A 780-nucleotide genomic window follows, 5' to 3' on the forward strand; every position below is an offset into this window, starting at 1 on the left:
GGCAAGGCGTGGACACTCAGTTTCGAAAGCGCGCCGAGCGCCCAATCGCTCTCTGGATCCTGGCCGACCGCTGTCGCCAGCTCAACGTCCAGCGCGTAGGGTGCTCCGATGCCGGCGGCGGCAACCGCGAGATTGGCTGCGGGGCCACCCAGCGCCTTGTCGATGTGGCTGGCGGTGATCCGGTCGTCGCGATGCGGCAGCACGTCGACGCGGCACAGGAAGTCGACACTCACCCTACCGGCGACCAGAAGTCTTGGCAGGTGATCGAGGTTCTTTGGCCTGTGTGGCGCGCGGCCCGGCAGTGAGCGCGCAAAGGAGCTCGGCCGATACATCAGCGCGGCAACCGCCTTCTCGATGCGGTCGCGCGTGCCTTCCTTCAGGCTTGCCGTTCCATTGATGAAATTCGAAACCGTGCCGATGGAGACACCGGCGGTTCGTGCGACATCCGCTATGGTCGGGCGCTTGCGTTGCAATGGCGGAGTTCCAATTGAAGCGTTTCAAAACGGTAGCAGCGAAAATGCGATGCCTCAACGGAATTGTCTTCTAAAAATCAAGAGAGAATTCCTCTCGATTGGAAGTTTAATCCAGAGATAGAGCGGACCTTGGGCCCTCTTTCCAAGATTGAACAATTTTCAAATTTTTTGGTAAAAGATTGTGCAGGCGAATTTCCTGCACTTCATTCGATCGCCCGGGCCTGATCGGACGGTCTTGGCATGCCCCCGGCCCGTCAGATCAGCAACAGGCCCTTCATGCTGGCATATCCCTTCCGCCCGACGATGA

At 59.1% G+C, this 780-nt stretch carries 1 protein-coding gene; it reads right to left on the bottom strand.

The features are described from left to right. On the bottom strand, window positions 1-473 hold a 473-nt coding region (locus tag EN939_RS36500), incomplete at its 3' end, for a PfkB family carbohydrate kinase (protein ID WP_127272082.1). Between the last annotated feature and the right edge of the window lie 307 nt (window positions 474-780).

Origin of the sequence: Mesorhizobium sp. M7A.F.Ca.CA.002.05.1.1 (genome assembly GCF_003998335.1) — a bacterium.
GTDB lineage: Bacteria > Pseudomonadota > Alphaproteobacteria > Rhizobiales > Rhizobiaceae > Mesorhizobium.